General features: G+C 53.3%; 12 protein-coding genes. 7 read left to right on the plus strand and 5 right to left on the minus strand.

Annotated features, from left to right (window positions below):
* Positions 1 to 3: 3 nt before the first annotated feature.
* Both recJ and DC28_RS10790 read right to left on the minus strand, forming a co-directional pair.
* The gene (gene recJ, locus DC28_RS10785) at positions 4 to 2,118 is read right to left on the minus strand and encodes a single-stranded-DNA-specific exonuclease RecJ (protein ID WP_162180227.1); all 2,115 of its coding nucleotides are present in this window, start codon (positions 2,116 to 2,118) and stop codon (positions 4 to 6) included.
* An 8-nt stretch (positions 2,119 to 2,126) separates the two neighbouring features.
* Positions 2,127 to 3,494: a thymidine phosphorylase gene (locus tag DC28_RS10790; protein ID WP_037548540.1), complete on the minus strand. Its 1,368-nt coding sequence runs from the start codon at positions 3,492 to 3,494 to the stop codon at positions 2,127 to 2,129.
* Positions 3,495 to 3,593: 99 nt separating this feature from the next.
* On the opposite strand from DC28_RS10790, the gene DC28_RS10795 reads away from it, so the two are divergent.
* A complete protein-coding gene (locus tag DC28_RS10795) occupies positions 3,594 to 4,085 on the plus strand; it encodes an HAD family hydrolase (protein WP_037548543.1) in 492 nt (163 codons plus the stop codon).
* Positions 4,086 to 4,138: 53 nt separating this feature from the next.
* On the opposite strand, the gene recO is transcribed toward DC28_RS10795, so the two are convergent.
* A complete protein-coding gene (gene recO, locus DC28_RS15680) occupies positions 4,139 to 4,921 on the minus strand; it encodes a DNA repair protein RecO (RefSeq protein WP_162180228.1) in 783 nt (260 codons plus the stop codon).
* Between the two features lie 166 nt (positions 4,922 to 5,087).
* Here recO and lon point away from each other — a divergent pair, with 166 nt between their 5' ends.
* The 3 genes from lon to DC28_RS10815 all read left to right on the plus strand — a co-directional run bounded on the left by lon (position 5,088) and on the right by DC28_RS10815 (position 9,916).
* Positions 5,088 to 7,445 (plus strand): endopeptidase La, encoded by a 2,358-nt coding sequence (lon, locus tag DC28_RS10805; RefSeq protein WP_037548546.1) that lies wholly within the window; start codon positions 5,088 to 5,090, stop codon positions 7,443 to 7,445.
* Between the two features lie 129 nt (positions 7,446 to 7,574).
* Positions 7,575 to 8,519 carry a M15 family metallopeptidase gene (locus tag DC28_RS10810; protein ID WP_052078778.1) on the plus strand — a complete coding sequence of 315 codons (945 nt, stop codon included), beginning with the start codon at positions 7,575 to 7,577 and terminating at the stop codon, positions 8,517 to 8,519.
* 11 nt (positions 8,520 to 8,530) lie between these two features.
* Complete coding sequence (locus DC28_RS10815; protein WP_052078779.1) at positions 8,531 to 9,916, plus strand: peptidase U32 family protein; 1,386 nt, start codon at positions 8,531 to 8,533, stop codon at positions 9,914 to 9,916.
* 350 nt (positions 9,917 to 10,266) lie between these two features.
* On the opposite strand, the gene DC28_RS10820 is transcribed toward DC28_RS10815, so the two are convergent.
* Positions 10,267 to 11,031: a hypothetical protein gene (locus DC28_RS10820; protein WP_037548549.1), complete on the minus strand. Its 765-nt coding sequence runs from the start codon at positions 11,029 to 11,031 to the stop codon at positions 10,267 to 10,269.
* Between the two features lie 9 nt (positions 11,032 to 11,040).
* Here DC28_RS10820 and DC28_RS10825 point away from each other — a divergent pair, with 9 nt between their 5' ends.
* Positions 11,041 to 12,462 carry a DUF1015 domain-containing protein gene (locus tag DC28_RS10825; protein WP_052078780.1) on the plus strand — a complete coding sequence of 474 codons (1,422 nt, stop codon included), beginning with the start codon at positions 11,041 to 11,043 and terminating at the stop codon, positions 12,460 to 12,462.
* Positions 12,463 to 12,508: 46 nt separating this feature from the next.
* Complete coding sequence (locus DC28_RS10830) at positions 12,509 to 13,459, plus strand: TP0183 family DNA metabolism protein (RefSeq protein WP_037548551.1); 951 nt, start codon at positions 12,509 to 12,511, stop codon at positions 13,457 to 13,459.
* Positions 13,460 to 13,656: 197 nt separating this feature from the next.
* Here DC28_RS10830 and DC28_RS10835 read toward each other — a convergent pair whose 3' ends face one another.
* Positions 13,657 to 14,151, minus strand: a complete 495-nt coding sequence (locus DC28_RS10835; RefSeq protein ID WP_081942145.1) for a septum formation initiator family protein — start codon at positions 14,149 to 14,151, stop codon at positions 13,657 to 13,659.
* Between the two features lie 120 nt (positions 14,152 to 14,271).
* Here DC28_RS10835 and DC28_RS10840 point away from each other — a divergent pair, with 120 nt between their 5' ends.
* On the plus strand, positions 14,272 to 17,184 hold the full coding sequence (locus tag DC28_RS10840; protein WP_037548554.1) for a midas domain-containing protein: 2,913 nt from the start codon (positions 14,272 to 14,274) through the stop codon (positions 17,182 to 17,184).

Here is a 17,184-nt window from a genome sequence, read left to right on the forward strand (position 1 = left end):
TTATTACCTCGCATCTGGATTTTTGACATCCACAATCTGCAGTTGGAGGTTTTGACTCTGTCCGTAATAGTTGCGTTCAAGATGAAAGGCAACATCTGCAACCGCATTCTTCTGGAGAACCGATCCTACTAGATCCGAAGCATTCCAGTACAATGCCGGCCATTTTCGGGGCCCCATCTGCAGGGTGAGCTTCACATGCTCCTGGGTTTTTCCCAGGAACTGAATATCTTCTATCCGTGCGCCGTGGAAACTGTAGGTGAGACGGGGGAACTCCTGCCCATGGGGGGCAAGGATCTTCTCCACCGCTTCGAGCCCCTCATCCATCCGCACCGGAGGAACCATCAAGTCTACAGCCAGCACCTCTTCGGTTTGCTCATCCAGATGCATAAAGGGCAGCACCTCAGTTATACGCTGGAGGAACACGGAATAGGAGTCAATACCGAGGCTAAACCCTCCGGCGGCATCATGCCCACCCCAGGTTTCGAAGAGATCCTCAAATCGGGAGAGAAACTCGGTTGCACGGAATCCGCGCATTGATCGTATTGACCCCACCAACCGTGTATCAAGCTGGGCGACTACCGCGGCAGGAGCGTTGAATTCCCGGCAGAGCCGGCCTGCAAGAATACCGGTAATCCCCCGGTGAACAGAATCGTCCCGAACGATAAGAAATCTGCGGCCAAACTGTTCAAAACTTTCTTTGGCCAAGGGATACACCTTCTGCCATGCGGCAGATCCCAGCTCCTTCCGCTCCGCATTCATGGAGACGACCTCCCGGAGCAGTTGAGTAACCTCCTGGGAGGACCTGTTATCTGATAACAACAGCTCCACAGCCCGATCAGGTCTACCCATGCGTCCAGTGGAGTTTATAATGGGGCCGATTTTCCACCCGATATCCTTGGAAGAAATGGGCTTGCCGTAGACCTTTGTGTACTGTAGCAGTTCACGCAGTCCCTGACGGGGTGTGGTGGAAAGGGATTCTAATCCGTGGCGGACGAGAATCCGGTTCTCATCCCGCATCGGCATCATATCAGCCACCAATCCCAGAGCCACCAGATCCAGATCACGTTTATACTCCTCAAACAGGGCGGGATACGCGTGGTACATGAAACTGACCATCAGCTGCATGAGGGCTTCGATTTCCAGGGGTGGGCGATGGGAAAATCTCGCTAACCGGCTCCCCTGAAGCATTCGCATGAGACTGCGCCCCTGGAGGGAGGGGAAGGTCTTGGCAATCTCCGGAGCAATATCGGTGAGAGAAATGTCCACCCGGTCGCCAAAAACCTGGCGCATAAGCCGCTCCTGGGGTTTTGCGTCGTAAACCAGAATCTCATGACCAACCAAAAAATCTACCAACCGGCTCTGCTCGGGCTTCCCGATTCCGGGTACAATGTTCTCCGTTAATCGGTCAACCTCAACCATGTTTTCCATTTTTATGGCCTCAAAAATGACCGACTCATTGCCGGGGCGCACATTCAAAAGCGTAAAGGTTTGCTTGTAAAAACTGGTCTGGCTGAACCGGAGAGCCCACAGAAACTTAGCAACCAGTGCCGCTCCGCATAACCCGTCAAAGGGATAGCCCGCATCATCCAGCTTGGGGTTTATCAGAGCTACCGCCATGGGTATATCATCCTGGGGATTGTGATGATCTATTACTATGGTATCAATTCCCAGATCACGGGCAAGATCGATTTCCCGGGCAGATGTAATGCCACAGTCTACGGTAATAAGCAGACTGCCGTCTTCCCCAGCAAATCCGGTAATAACCTCTTCGGTCAATCCGTAACTCTCATCACCCATGGGAAGCTGCCACTTCACATCTAGTCCGAAATCCCGGAGCCGTTGGGTAAGCAATGCCGTGGAGGTAATGCCGTCTACATCCCGGTCACCGAAAATGAGTACCTTCTCACCCTCAGCCCTCGCCTGAAGCACACGATCTACCGCATCCTCCATTTCCATAAATAGAAAGGGGCTGTGGGTGGATTTGAGATCCTCGTCTAAGAAAAAGCGCAGCTCCTCGGGTTTTTCAATGTTCCGGCGCAGCAATACCGCCCCCACAAGAGGGTCGATCTGAAATCGCTGGCAGAAATCGTCGACTGCCTCTTTAGGCAGCCGTGGCATCTCCCATATCATAGGTCGTACAGTTCCTCCACAATCATTCCAGACGGTCCGGCAACCCCGGTCGATGCATCGCCGATTTCAATAGATTTCTCCAGAAGGGTACGGGCCTCATCAGCCTGTTCCTGGGTTTGGGCCCATAATCGGTAGATGTCCTGGCCGCGGGTCACCTCGGTTCCGGGTTTTATCAGTACCTCAACCCCGACGTGGGGTTGTACGGGATCCGTGGTCTTGTTCCGGCCTGCCCCGAGATACACACCGGCCATCCCTACCTTAAAGGCATCAAGACTGGCGACAACCCCGGCCCGGGGCGCCGAAACCCTAAGCTCTATTGGGGCCCTCCAGGTACCGATGCGACGTTCCATCTCCTGGATGTCGCCGCCCTGGAGCCGCACATTATCAAGAAAATGCTGGTATGCCCTGCCGTCGGCCAGGGCGGAGAGACAGCGGTCCTCGGCATCGGTAACATCCCCGGCAATCCCCCCCGCAACCAGCATCCAGGCAGTGAGCCGGATCGTAACCTCCATGAGATCTGCTGAGGGACCGGTGTATACTAGCTGTCCCTGGGGGGTACGCTGAGCTTCCCACCCCTCCCCTTGAAGGCAGGCTATCGACTCCTCAACCTCAAGGAAATTGCCTACCATGGTACCCAAGGGCGCATCCATCCGGGTGAGTACAGCAACCACCGTTTTCCCCAATTGTCTTCCGGTGGCAACCAGACTTTGAGCGAGGTTTCGGGCCTGTTCCTGAGTCTTCATAAAGGCCCCGGGACCAGTTTTTACATCAAAAACCAGGGCATCAGCACCCTCGGCGAATTTTTTACTGAGAATACTTCCGGTAATCAGAGGGATGGATTCCACGGTGCCGGTAGCATCCCTCAGGGCGTAGAGAAGCCGGTCTGCGGGGACGATCTCACGGCTTTGCCCGGTCATAGCGAAGCCGCAGGAACCGATTATTTCCCTGAACCTTGGTTGATCCATAGCTGTGGAATACCCGGGAATGGATTCCAATTTATCCAATGTTCCCCCGGTATGCCCAAGGCTACGACCGCTCATCATGGGAATCTGCACTCCCAGGGAAGCCGCCAGGGGTGCAAGAATAAGGGAAACCTTATCGCCCACCCCTCCGGTGGAATGTTTATCCACAAACGGCCCCGAGAGGCCGGTGAGATCAAAAACATCCCCCGAGGCTATCATAATCTCCGTGAGCACCTTGGTCTCCTCCGGGGTCATTCCCTGGAAGAACACCGCCATAAGCCAGGCACTAATCTGATACTCAGGGATTTCACCGGCAACATACCCGTTGATCAGATGAACAAGCTCCTCTTTGGTAAGTTGTTGACCGCTTCGTTTTTTTATAATTATATCCAGTGCCCTCATGGGATCCTCCTATCGGGGAAAACGGGTTACTCCAAGACCATCAGAGTAGCACAGAACCCCCTGGTTCACCAAGCAGGATTATCCGGGTAGAATACCGCCATGACGTCATTACAATTGTTTCTAGACCTTGACGGTGTTTTAGCGGATTTTGACGGGGGCGTAAAAGCTGTAACAGGCAGGCTTCCCGAAGCCTTGCCCCCGGGTGTGATGTGGGGCAAGATTGCGAAAACACCGGATTTTTATAATACCCTGGACTGGATGCCCGACGGCCAGCTGCTTTGGGAACATCTTCATGCATTGAATCCCATTATCCTTACCGGATTACCCCGGGGCTCTTGGGCTGAACCCCAAAAGCGTGCTTGGTGTAAGCGAATGCTCGGTCCCGATATTGAGGTAATAACCTGCATGAGCAGGGAAAAAGCAACTATCGCCAGGGAACGTGTCGGACATGACCGGGACATGGTTCTCGTGGACGACCGGGAACGCCTTCGCGGCGCATGGGAGGACGCAGGGGGCATATTCATCCACCATAGGAACGCCCGTGAATCCCTCCAGGCGCTCCAGCCGTATTTAGTGGGCGAAAACCCGTAACTATGCATACCGGCGACACTATCCTGCACTGAATCCCGGACTCCCAGACCTTATTACCGGAACAATCCCGGACCGAGGGTCTTGAGGGTTACCAGGGGTTTTCCCAGAGCATCCTGGACGATCATAATACCGACCTTAAAAAGTTGTCCCAAGGCCCCCTTTGGCAGCCCGACTGCGCTGGCCGTTTTGAGCTCCATGCGAAAACTGTTCTGCAGAAAATTTCTCGCCCCGGGCATCAAGGGGATTCCCATGGCTGCAGCAGGAACTTCCCTGGCAATCAGCCCAGCTCCGGGGGGTGCAAAAAACACCTCCTCATCGGAAGCAAAATCCCTTCCCGATTCTGAACAGACTTGGAGATCGGGCATTAGACCCGCTATAGCAATGAACCGCCACAGGAACAGGGTGCCCAGGGTGAGAATCCGTGAGATATGACCATCATCCCGGGCATAGCCAAACCCGCTGAGAAGCAGGAGGGCGTCCTGGAGCAGATAGAATACCTGGCTATTATCTCCCTCCATATGGCTTGATAGTGCCAGCTCCGCCCAGAGGCTGGCTATTCCCAGGGCTTCGTAGGATTCCCGCAACCCCGGATGGTACTCCTCAATATCCGCATCGGTGAGCTTGATGGAGTTCCGTACGGGGTCTTCGTACAGGAACAGGATGCCCCGGGCGAAGGGAATTGCAGCACTCCGCAGCTTCCCCCGGGGACTGGCTGCGCCATGGGCAATAGCCCGAAGGATACCCCGGTCGGGGGTTACGAACACAACCCCGCGGTGTTGCTCCCCCAGGGGATAGGTTTTTAGTATGATGGCCTTTACTGTTCGGCTCCTGGACATACCTGCATGGTATCCCGGTCGGGCAGTCATGCTCAACGGGGTATTCGGACCTGGGGGATCGGCTTGTACTTGACCCCTGGCATCCTGGAGCTTACTTTTTAGCAGTAGGTTCAAGCATTAGAATCACCCTACCATTTTGACAAAACCTGGAGTAAAAGAGGCAACTATGGCTGACCAAAACATCGTACCATCGGATCAAACTCTACCCAATAAAATTCGGGTACTCCCCCTGATGGGGAAGCCCATTTTCCCGGGGATATTTACCCCTTTGATGATAAATAGTCCCGAGGACCTGAAGACGGTGGAGGATGCCCTCCAGAGTGACAATAGTCTCGGGTTAGTGTTGGTTGAAAACGAAGAAACTGAGAACCCCAGCAGCAATGATCTATTCTCTGTAGGCACCCTGGCGAAGATCGTGAAGAAGATAAATCTCCCGGACGGGGGCATGAATATTTTCATATCCACGATAAAACGCTTCAAGATTAAGAAGGTCATCCAATCCGAGATTCCTATTACGGTTGCCGTGGAATACCCCGAAGAGGTTCTCGATGATACCCTGGAGGTTAAGGCCCTCACCCGGAGTCTGATTACGGAGATGAAGGCTGTCTCGGAGAACAACCCCCTTTTCTCCGAGGAGATGCGGTTGAATATGGTCAACATTGATCAGCCCGGAAAGATTGCTGACTTTATTACCTCGATTCTCAATATCGACCGGGAGGAGCAGCAGCGTGTCCTGGAGACCTTCGGTATAAAAAAACGGATGGAACGGGTCCTGCTCTTCATTAAGAAAGAGCAGGAACTACTAAAAATCCAGAAGAAAATCCAGAATCAGATCAACGATAAGATTGAAAAGAGCCAGAGGGATTACTTCCTGCGTGAACAGCTTAAGGCCATTAAGCAGGAGCTGGGAATCGCCGTGGACGGGAAGACCGAGGAGTATAACCGGTTCAAGGAGATAGTAGATTCTCTTGAGGTCGAGGATGATATCAGGGAGCAGATCGAGAAGGAGCTGGATAAATTCGCCCTGATGGAACCCAACAGTTCGGATTACCATGTAACCAGGAATTACCTGGACACCATTGTCAGCCTCCCCTGGAACGATCCGCCCCCGGTGGAGATCGACCTCAAGAAGGCCCAACGGATACTGGATGCTGATCACTATGGTCTGGAGGATGTGAAGGAGCGGATCCTGGAATTCATTGCCGTACATAAGATGAAGAAAGACTTCAGGGGATCTATTATCCTGTTGGTCGGTCCCCCGGGGGTAGGTAAAACCAGTATCGGCAAATCTATTGCCCGGGCTCTGGGGCGGAAATTTTTCCGTTTCAGTGTGGGAGGAATGCGGGACGAGGCCGAAATCAAGGGACATCGCCGAACCTATGTGGGAGCCATGCCCGGAAAAATCATCCAAGGATTGAAAATTGTGAAAACCAAGGATCCGGTTTTCATGATTGATGAGATAGATAAACTAGGTGCTAGTTTCCAGGGGGATCCGTCCAGTGCACTTCTTGAGGTTCTGGATTCTGAGCAAAACAATAGCTTCCGCGACCATTATTTGGACCTCCCCTTCGATGTTTCCCGGGTATTGTTTATTGCAACGGCCAATAGCCTGGATACCATTCCTCGACCCCTCATGGATAGGATGGAGATTATCCGGTTATCCGGGTACATAACCAAGGAAAAACTTTCCATTGCGAAAAAATACATTATACCCAAAAGCCTAGACCGGAACGGAATGACCAAGGACCAGGTTCAATTCGACTACAAGGCCCTTACCGCCATAGCGGAAGGCTACGCCAGGGAAGCCGGGATGCGAAATTTTGAAAAGGCAGTGGATAAGGTCAATCGAAAGATCGCCAAAAAACTTCTGGTTGAAGAGGTACAGCCGCCGGTTACAGTGACCCGGGAGGACCTCACAACCTACCTCGGCCAGCCCTACTTCCGGGAGGATGACGCGAAAACCATTATTGCACCCGGCATGGTTACCGGACTTGCCTGGACAAACTTCGGTGGGGACACCCTGATAATTGAAAGTGTAGCAGTACCCGGTAAGGAGGGGTTCAAGCTAACCGGGCAGATGGGAAGTGTCATGCAGGAATCGGCAAATATTGCCTACACCTACGTGCGCTATCTGGCGGATTCCCTGGGAATCGCTGGAGACTGGTTCTCTAAACACACCATCCATATCCATATTCCTGCCGGGGCTACTCCCAAGGACGGTCCCAGCGCGGGAATTACCATGGCCAGCACCCTGGTTAGTCTGGCTCTCGGGAAAAAGGTTAGCAAGAAAATAGCCATGACCGGGGAGCTATCCCTCGCCGGCAGGGTGCTCCCCATCGGCGGTTTGAAGGAGAAGACAATCGCGGCAAAACGAGCTACTATAAAGGACATCATCATTCCAAAAGCGAATGAGCGGGATCTGGATGAGATTCCCGATTATGTTAAAAAAGGCCTGACCTTTCACCCTGTGGAGGAAATGGCAGAGGTATTACGGATCCTCTTCGGAGAGCTAAAGGATGCCTGAGGTTGGGCTTAAACATGGCACCCTCTTCTCCTCCCGATGGATACCATCTCAGAACAATCAACTAAGGTACGGTGTAAATAACCTATGACTACTCTTACGACTGGTTCCCGATATCGGGAAGGAGATTCTATGTTCACCCCGCCGGCAATCCAATTGATCTTCCTGGCGGCGGCTCTTATCCTGACAGGATGCGGCGCTGAAGAGACCCAGGCTTCTACTGGAGGATTGACGGCTCAGCCCAGTTCTAGCTCTTCCAACTCACCCGCTCCGGTGTCCCATGGAGTACCGGGGACAAAACTGGCTGATGGGGATACCAGAACAGCTGACCGGCTTCATCCCCGGTTTCAATTAACCAAGAATGAACTTACGCGTCTCTTGAAAGAAACGGCTTCCCGGGAACCCGGGGCAATTACCGATGATATAGAGGAAGCCATCCTCTCCCGTCCCCAGGTGTTCCTGGACCTGGCAGCCCGGATCCTGGATGAATACCCGGCAGATCTGGTTCTGGTGGATAAAAACCATGCCCTACCCGCGGATTATATTCCCCCGGATCTCGTTGCTATGACAGAGTATCCTCAGCTCTACCTGAACCGGAATGATCTCCGTCTCCGGAAACGGATTATACCGGATCTCCTAGCCATGGTGGAGGCTGCGGACCAAGCAGGGGCACGACTGGTGCTCTCCAGCACCTACCGGAGCTTTGAATATCAGGACGGCCTGTTCCAGCGTCATGTCCGAGAAATGGGAGAAGCAGAGGCATCCAGGGTGAGTGCTAGGCCGGGGACGAGCCAACACCAGTTGGGTACGGTAGTCGATTTTGGCTCCATCACCCCGGAGTACGCCCGGCACCCCGGGGGTATCTGGCTGGCAGCCGAGGCGTGGCGATACGGGTTTAGTCTGTCTTACCCCGAGGGATATGAGGCGCTTACCGGATATGACTATGAGCCCTGGCATTTCCGCTGGATCGGGCGACCGGCAGCACGGCTCGAGCATGAGTTTTTCCAGGGAATTCAGCAGCGCTTCCTCCTTGCCTGGCAACACCTCGCAGGCAGCCTCAGCGCTGCACTTCGGTAAAGGAGATTTCCTTGGAACTACTAGCACCAGCCGGCAGCCTCGATAAATTGCACTATGCATACCGCTACGGCGCAGATGCCGCGTACATCGGATTGCCCGGTTTTTCTCTCCGGGCAAAGGCCGACAACATAGCAACGGATAACCAGGACAGTCCCGAGAGTATCCGCAGGGTGAAGGGCTCTAAAAAACTCTACTGCACACTAAATATCTATTTTCATAATAACGATGTAGAAGAACTGAAATCCCAGCTGGATCGAATCGAAACCTACCCCTTTGACGGATTCATTATCAGCGACATCGGCATTCTCCCGATTCTCCAGAAGAGATTTCCTGATAAGGAACTCCACCTGAGCACTCAAGCCAACTGCGTCAACCGGGAAGCGGCGAAGATGTACCATTCCATGGGATTCTCACGGATTGTGCCAGGCCGGGAGCTCAGCCTCCCCGAGATCCGGGAGATCAAAGATGGGGTTCCGGATCTTGAGATTGAGGCATTCATCCATGGAGCGATGTGTCTGGCCTACTCAGGACGCTGCTTCTTATCGTCCTGGATGAGCGGAAGATCGGCAAACAAGGGCGACTGCGCTCATTCCTGCCGCTGGGGATACCGGGTTGCACTAGAAGAAGAGATGAGGCCCGGTGAGTATTACCCGTTGGACGAGGAGGAGGGTCCTTCGGGTACGGGCTACACTACGATCATGTCCAGCAAGGACATCTGCATGATTGATTATCTCTCGGAGCTGCGGGCTGCCGGGGTGGATAGCCTGAAAATTGAAGGCCGAATGAAGAGTCTCTACTATGTTGCCATGATCACCCGGGCGTACCGGAAGGAACTGGATCGGATCTCCCGGCTCTCCGATATCGAGATTGACCTTCGCTCCCGGGAGACCCAGCCCTTCATCGATGAGCTCTACCACGTAAGTCACCGTGAATTTTCCACTGGGTTCTATTTCGGGAGAACCGATATCCAAAAACCGACTACCGAGAACTACCGGCGAAGCCATCTCTTTCTTGGAAGTCTGGAGGAAACCCCGCCGGAGGTATCCGAGCCGAACCAGATTCCCCAGGAGGACTCCCAATGGACCCTCCCGGTCTACCTGGATGTAAAAAACCACATTACCCAGGAACACGCCTTAGAACTGGTAACCCCGGATATCCCCTTCATTCCCCTGGAGCCCGGAACCTTCAGGTTCATTAATGCCCAAGGCAGCATCCACGATTCAGCCACCCACGGTAAACCCTGGTTCATCCAGATAAAAAGGTCAGCCCTGGCGCGAGGCAGGGTATCCCACGCCCCCCTACCGCCGATCCAGACCCAGGCATCCTCAGCCCCACCATCCCCCCATCCGGGATGGATACTTCGACGACGGATTCTGGATACCCCACCAACTCCATAACCTCAGGGCGCTTTCCCATACATTGCCCATTGGAGATGGAAAAACAGCAGCGGGGATTCAATGAACCGGAGGGCTTATGATGCATAGGTAGAATACGGGCCGTAATTGACTGTATCCTGGGCGATAGGCTGTACCGAGCCATGCCGGCGGTACTATCCCTGGGCTTGTAACCGGACTGCACCCTTAGTTAGTGCGCAAAAGGTTGTAAACGACACCAGATATAGCGGAGCAACCGAGGATTCTTCCCATGGGTGGTGTCGCCGGGATGAACAGTTACAACCTTTTGCCCACGACCCACCCCGTATCTGTCACACACTAGCGGCCTAGGCGCATTATGCCTGGGATTGCTACTATCGACGGCTGAATCGTCGGAAGCGTTCGTACTCCTCGAAGGATCTCACAAGGGTGTCTGTGATTCGTCGCAAGGGAAACGCCCTGCTCTCTAGTATCAAATCCGCCGCATCACCGAACCACAGCCCCTGGGTGCCTGCTAGAAAATCCTGCCAGGTTGTATTCATATCATCCGCGTCCCGGAGCAAATGTTCCACCCTGGCTTGTAGGGTATGCAGCTCCTGGTACCCTCGTAATGGCCCGTTTAGTACCATCCCGATTTGCTGAATCTCCTGGCAGATTTCAGTGTACAATCTTCCCTGCCGCTCATCGATCCTCGTAAATCGCTGGTAGTCTTCCGGAGCCGCCAGGGCAAGACTCGATATAACCTGCGCCTGTTCCAGGGCTTCTTGATCCAGGGGCACACCGGGGAGCAGAGACTCTACATCACCCCGGAACTCCTCAACCAATCTGGTAAATGCGCCGCGGGAATCCGCCAAGGAATCGTAACAGGCCACATCACCCCGCCAGGGCTGGGGAATGGTGGGGAGATAAAACCCCCACCTGTCTAGCAAGGAATCCATCAATGCCCGGAACGGGGGAAAGAAATCTTCAGGATACACCAAATAATCGTTGATTCTGCTTTCGAATCCCCATGGAAATAGCGCCCCAAAATCCACCAGGAGCGACTCTCCTTCTTCCAGAAATCCGGGACTAGTAATTTCAGGCAGCACCCGTAGGATCAGATCGGGCCTCAGGGGGGTAGACCAAAATTGCAAAATCATGAGGGTAGTATGCAGCCAGCATGGACGGTCTTGCAAGAGCTTTCGTCCCTGGGTATGCTCCTATCCATGACATCCATGAATAAAACCTATGCAAAGACACTTGAGGCCCTGGGTATCCGGTTTCCCCGGCTGCTCATGCCCGCACCGGAAGTCCCCATTGAGACCTGGGGGGTTGTAGCCTGCGATCAGCACACCAGCGACCGGGATTATTGGAACCGGTTATCCAAGGCTATCGGATCAAACCCCTCTACCCTGCCCCTGATTTTCCCGGAGGTGTACCTGGAGGACCCGGATCGTCAGGATCGGATTCAGCGGATCCACCAGACGATGCAGCACTACCTTGACCAAGGGCTCCTGCAGGATGTGGGTGAACAGCTCATCTACATTGAACGAACCACGGAAGCATCGGGGCTGCGTCAGGGGATCCTCCTCGCCATGGATCTGGAGTATTACGATTACTCCAAGGGATCCACCAGTCTTATCCGGGCGACCGAGGGGACCATCCTCGACCGCATCCCACCCCGGGTACAGGTGCGTAAAGGGGCTCCCCTGGAGTTGCCCCATATCATGATCCTCATCGACGACCCTGATCAGGGCATCATCGAGCCCCTGGCTTCCCAAAAAAACTCGGATGCCCGCGTTTACACCACCGACCTGCTGCTCGGCGGAGGCCATATTGAAGGGTACTCCATCAAAGATTCCGGGACAATTCAGACCATCCTTTCAGGACTGCAGAATCTGGCCTCCGCTGACACTACCAAGAAGCGGTACGGAACCGACACTCCCCTGCTCTTTGCCATGGGCGACGGCAACCATTCCCTGGCAACAGCCAAGACGGTATGGGAGGAGTTGAAGGCCGCAGCGGTTCAGGAGCACGGAACCTGGGAACATCTGGTGGATCATCCCGCCCGCTTTGCTTTGGCGGAAATTGTAAACCTCCACAGCCCGGGCCTCCGGTTTGAACCCATCCACCGTACCCTCTTTGGCGTCTCCGGGGAGGAGCTCCAGGAGGTATTAAAGGGTGATTTTAACGCCCGTATTACTCCCATGGCGGAAGATACCCTGCAGGCATTTCTGGAAGGGAACCCGGCTGGTCAAAAAGCTGCCGGAATCTACGATGGGGATCAATGGTACTGCGCCGAGTTCCCCGAGGATGAAGAGCGCCTTCCCAACGCCCTGGTGGATTTGGCCTTTGAGACCCTTCGAAGCAGGAATCCCAAGGCGACCATAGATTTCATCCATGGTTGGAACCACACCAAGAATTTTGCAAAACAGGGCTCAGCGGTTTCGACATTTTTCCCGGTAATTGCCCGGGACCGGCTCTTTGACTATGTAATTAACCAGGGTTCCCTGCCCCGAAAAGCCTTCTCCATGGGAGATGCCGAGGAAAAACGCTATTATATCGAATCCCGCCGGATCTTACCCAGTTGAAGGGTGGTCAATTGATTTTTTTCGCCCACGGGGCTACATTGACTCCATGAGGTCAAGAAGCCCCGGGGGCATCTTCATTATTGCCGTACTCCTCTGGTTTGTTACCCTTGGGCATGCTGGAGCTCAGACCGACGCCTATACCTTTGTGTTCCTGGGAATTCACGATGGAGAGGGAGTACTTTCCCCTGCCGAGTCTCGGGTACTGGAAAACAGACTTGCCTCCTTCCTCATACAAATAGAACAACTTGAATCCTATGATTTCCTTTTCCCGGAAGACGCATCCCAGATACGTCAGGGGATTATAACCCCCACCAGGAGGGAGATAAGCAGCCAAGCAATTCCCGAGGTTTGGAATCCCCTGGCCCGGGGAATCATCATCGGTGAAATCAACAGGATTAGCGGTGTTTTTTACCTTGATCTCCAGATATTCAGCAGATCCACCGGGCGTCTACTGCTTTCCCAGCAGAGTGAATTTGCCAGTTTCCAGGCCATGGTGTCCGAATTGCGGGGAACTACCTTCAGGCTCTTCGGCATTGAAGACACCCCATCCCAGGGGCTGACCCAGGGGCTCGCCCAGCAGGGGAACACACCGCTCTTCCAGGAATCCCCCACCGTCGCCATGATTCAGGGCCGCTGGATCGGGGATACTGGCATTGGCACCGTAACGGTAAACCGCGATGGAACCGCGGTAGCAGGACTCGGAGACGATGAGCAAATGCAGCTCCAGGTTCGCATAGAGGGCGGTGTAATTCGGGTACGGCAGAATGAACCCAATAGTCCCAAGATGTATATGACCCTATTCCCCTACAGCATAGCCACCCAAATAGTACAGTTGGCCCGGCCTATGAGCTGGGAGTTTCAGTTGTCCATGGACGGTAAGCGGTTGGTTGGCAATAAATTTACCTCCTACGTTACCGTAGATCAGGGTGTGGTCACCAGGGTTGATAACACCTACTTCAGAGAGGCCGTCTGGACCCGGCCAGAAACCGGGGAATAATAGATCTTAAATGCTCAAAAGACTGCACCCTTCTACCCCGGCGACCCTTACCCCTGGGTTGGCTCCGGGACTGTTCCGCTACATCCGGTGTTGTTTACGACCTTTTGCGTAGTCTTGAAGGTGTCGGTGATACTCGAACGAGGGTACTACCGATAGAAAGGCGCATTGAAAGCTCATCCTTCCGGAATCCCATGGAATCAATGGGTTTTTCGGAGGGTAAAATCACTCACCACTCCATTCTCCGGGGTTGAAGCCGGGGATTTAGGTTGCTTTGCCTTCCCCGGGCGTATCATTCCCATAAGTAATGACAACAGGGCAGCCGCTGCACCGGCACCCAAGTACATCGACCGAGGGGGAGCTCGGTAGGTTGGAGCCTTTAGGATTGTTCCGCTCGTTTGGGGCTGATTGAAGTCGGGCTTTGTTTGTATTCGAACCAATACCTGATTTGGACCAACGTACCCGAGGGAATGTGCCTTGGCTTGGAGCAACTCCGAACTGGTTTCCGCCCGAATCATACGGTTTGTCAATTCGGCTTGGAGGGTTTCCAGCCGGGCGTTGTTCCTCTCTAGCTCAGCCAGATACTCACGTTTGCTTTGAAGATCTACATAACCGCCGGGCCCATAGATCCCCAGGCCCACCATATACACAAGAACACCTAATGTTATAGAGAAAAATATCTGTGACAGCTTCATCCTGTTTGAAGTAACGGTGTATAATAGATTAAACTTAACCAAATAGCGGTTATGATCGTATAATTGTAGCCGATACTTGAAAGGTATAGTACTACCATATAGTCTGACCAGGAGAAGCGGATGGCCGAGGAACGCAACAAGACGGAAGATTTCGACTCCCTCGATGAATATGGTGTCTGGGTAAAATCAGGCATCGAAGATGTGGATGCCGAAACGGATGATATCCAACTGGATGATATACCGACCGAGCTTGACCTGGATTCTTATGATGAATCCCAAGATACCCAGGACCATGAACCAAACGTGGAGGGTCTCACCGAGGAAGAGGAATCTCTCCTCGGCGACTTGGAAGATAGTTCATTGGATACCGACCAAACCGCAACCATGGAAGACATTACAGAGGATACCCCCATGAGTGATAAGCAAAACCAGGATTCCGCCATAGATGAACTCACGAATGAGGAGACCGACGAGGTTTCCATAGAAATACCGGATTTTGATGATTTTGATCCGGATGAGGCCTCAGAATCATCCGAGGATACCAGTGCCCTGGAGGAAGAGTTAGCCGGATTGGATCTGGATGCTATTCCCGAGGACGGTGAAATCACCCTGGACTTATCCATGGATGATGACGATGACCAGATCTACCTTGAAGAGGAAGAACTCCAGTTGGACCTGAACGATGATACCGAAGAGATTATGCTGGAAGATTTTGATGAAGGCGATCATGAGCTGGAGGACGATATCGTTATTCCAGGACTAGATGATCTTGATGACCTCTCCGATGAGGAAAACGAGATTCTAAACATGGGTGGCTTGGATGACCTTGAGGAGGTTCCCAGCGAGCCCGGGGATACATTCGAGGAGCAGTCCCGGGATGACCTATCCGAGGATACTCTGGATTCCGGGACGGCCCCAGACTCATCTCAGGATGAGGAGCTGGTTCAAGACGGCTCTCTAGACACCACCGAGGATAGCCTGGACGACAGCTTCACCATGGAAGATGAAGTAGAGGAAGTAACTCTGGATGATATGATGGTTGAAGATTCCTCGGGTGAACACGTCGAAGAAACAAGCCAAGAGGATGAGAGTCTTGAAACCTCCGAGGGGGGGTCTCTTCCCGATTTTGATGAAGAGTTTTTGGATCTTGATGATTCGGATCTCCTGGTATCCCAGGATAGCGAAGGGGATACCGAACTTGGCGATACAGATATTGATCTAAATATTTTAAATGAAGCCGCAGCTCCGCCCTCGGTTGAGGAAGATATTGACCTGGATGCCTACGAGAAGGACCTGGCCGCTGGTGAAATTGTTCTCGAAGAATCCCAGGATGACCAGAACCAAGAAGATTCAGGTTCCCCTTCAGAGGATATCTACACCGAAGGTGATGAAGAAGATGCCGGTCAGCAGCAAGATCAGTCTGAAGAACATCTCCCCGGGGCCGAGGCCTCTGAGGACCTCAGCCTCGAGGATATCCATGAACCCGATTATTCGGAGGACCTGCCGGAACTGGAGGACTTTGACGATGTTGAAGCCTTTACCGATTCCCTTTCCTCCGATACAGAAGAGGAAGTAGAGGAACAGTCAGGGCTTGAAGATTCCGTTGCCCCAAGCACCGATGAACTTTCATCCTCCGAGAGCGACGAGGACCTAGGCGCTGAGGAAGCCTCCTCGGTAGATTCGGAAGAGGTAGATGTAGAGGATTCTGAGGAAGAGGAACAAGCATCCTCCCTGGATGATTCAGATCTCGCTGATGACGAATTTGGGATCATTGAGGTCGGATCTAAGACAGAGCAGGATGCCTCGCCCCAGGAAGGGAGCGTAACCCTGGACCCTGGCTCCTCAATTCTGTCGGCCATTGAAAGAGAGCTTTCAGCCATTAAAGGAGAATTGACCAGCCTCCGGGCAGATCTTCAGACCCTGCGTCACCAGGAGAGAACCCTTACCGAAGCAATCCAACAAAAACGTCAGGAGCTGGACGGCAATGATCAGGGTGCCACCTCCGAGGCTGGAGAACCCGTCCAGGAGGTCCCCCAGGATGCTCCGGAGCCCACACCAGACGATGAAAACCAAGAGGATTTCCAGGATTTTTCCCAGCCGGAGGCAGAAACAGAACTCTTCGGTGATGAGGATTCTGCGGGTGGTATTGATACCTCAGGGGGATTCTTCGATGAAGAGGAAGATGAAACCATCGCCCTTACCGGTGATGAACTGGATAATATTTTAAATACCGCCGAGTTTACCGAAGAACCCGGAAAGCCCAGTGATTACGACACGGATCTTGATCAGAACATTGATGATGAGCTTCTAGGAACCCCCCAGGAAGAAAGTACTCAAGAGGACGCTTCCATTGATCTGGTAGAGGAAGAAACCCGGGAGGATTTGTCAGACCAGGTAGTTGGCGAGATTTCCCTGGAGCCTGTGGATGAGCAGGAATCTGCCGGGGAAGACCCCTTTCAGGGCAGCGATGAAGAAGTCCGGGCTATGGCCGAGATGGATATCGAAAAAGAACTTCAGGACATCGAGGATCTGGATGATGATTCCATAGAGTTTGATTTCGATGACTCGGATCTTGAGGATATGACCATAGAGATTGGGGAGGCCGAGGAGTTCGATACTTCTGTAACCGAGCAGGAGGAGACCGAACAGGATCTCCCTGAGCAAGAATCCCTTGAGGACGAGGGATTTGATGAGGTCTATGATTCCACCGTGCAGGCAGAGGAGGATGCCGGCGAATCCATGGCGGACGAGACGCAACCTCAGACAAGCCCAGAGGCTCAAGAGGATGACCAGGAGACCTCGGTAGGTGCCGCGGGTGAGGAATCACCGGATGCAGAAAGCACACCTGCAGCTGCCGCAGTTGAGCATGGCCCCGACGCAAGTATGTCCAGTTCACTGAAGCATGAGATAAAGACCGTATTAGCCTACATGGACAAACTTCTAGAGGCCCTCCCGGAAGAAAAAATAGAAGAGTTCGCCAGAAGTGAGCATTTTGAGACCTACAAACGTCTCTTTGAGGAGTTGGGGCTATAA

It is taken from the genome of Spirochaeta lutea (genome assembly GCF_000758165.1).
In the GTDB taxonomy this organism is placed as follows: Bacteria; Spirochaetota; Spirochaetia; order DSM-27196; family Salinispiraceae; genus Spirochaeta_D; species Spirochaeta_D lutea.